Genomic DNA, 799 nt, shown 5'->3' on the forward strand with positions numbered 1-799 from the left:
GACTTGTTGTTCTTCGACGTATTCAGTACCTATAAAAACATAATTTCCAGTAATCAAAACCCAGTGAGCATTACCAATGCCAAACATGCCATCGGGTGCTCGGCTGTGTTCTAAATCTGTCAAATTATTAATCCAGATATTGACTGAGTTTATTGAATATTGAATATCGTTACCTAACCAGGTAGCAATTTCACAAACTCCGTATCCTTGTGTAGGTGTATATCTAATATTATCATTGGGTAACAAGCCTGTAGGATAAAATTCTTTAGATTCATCTAACCAAGATAAGTATATTTTTTTATTTTTCATTTATTTTTTACCTTTATAAATTGGCCATGCAGTAGCACCCGTACCATTCGGTTTTTTATAATAGCCATATATTTCTATACCACTTGAAGACGTTCCCTGCCACATGTTTTTATCTTTTGGGTGTGGTATCGAGTTTTCAAAAGCACTTTTAATTTCCATTTCAGTTTGTCGTTTAGACCAATGCTCAGGAAAAAAGGTTGTTTCAGCTTGTTTTTTATACCATTTCCCCGTTGCAGGATCTCTGACTGATATATATCCTTTTGTGACACCATTAGCATCTGCTGCACCTGTCCACTTATCTACTTTAATATTCGGATCTTTTAAATAATGCCCACCAGTACCAACCTTAGTACCATTTGCATAAGTTTTTATTTCGCCATTTAGAATATGTTCAGTATTGATTGTTACTTGAGTACCTTTACCTGCTTCTTGTTGAATTAATTCAGCAGGTGTAGAAGAAGGTTTAAAGTTATTAAGATAATCTCCAGCT

Annotated in this window: 1 protein-coding gene and 1 pseudogene; both read right to left on the reverse strand. The window is 34.5% G+C overall.

Annotated features, from left to right (window positions below; translation table 11 throughout):
• Window positions 1-309 (reverse strand): annotated as a pseudogene (locus J3U35_RS06520) (hypothetical protein); the annotation flags it as partial.
• A partial coding sequence (locus J3U35_RS06525; RefSeq protein WP_267360328.1) for an EndoU domain-containing protein occupies window positions 310-799 on the reverse strand: 490 nt, incomplete at its 5' end. It abuts the pseudogene before it with no gap.

The organism is Gilliamella sp. B2717 (assembly GCF_026536675.1).
GTDB lineage: Bacteria > Pseudomonadota > Gammaproteobacteria > Enterobacterales > Orbaceae > Gilliamella > Gilliamella apicola_I.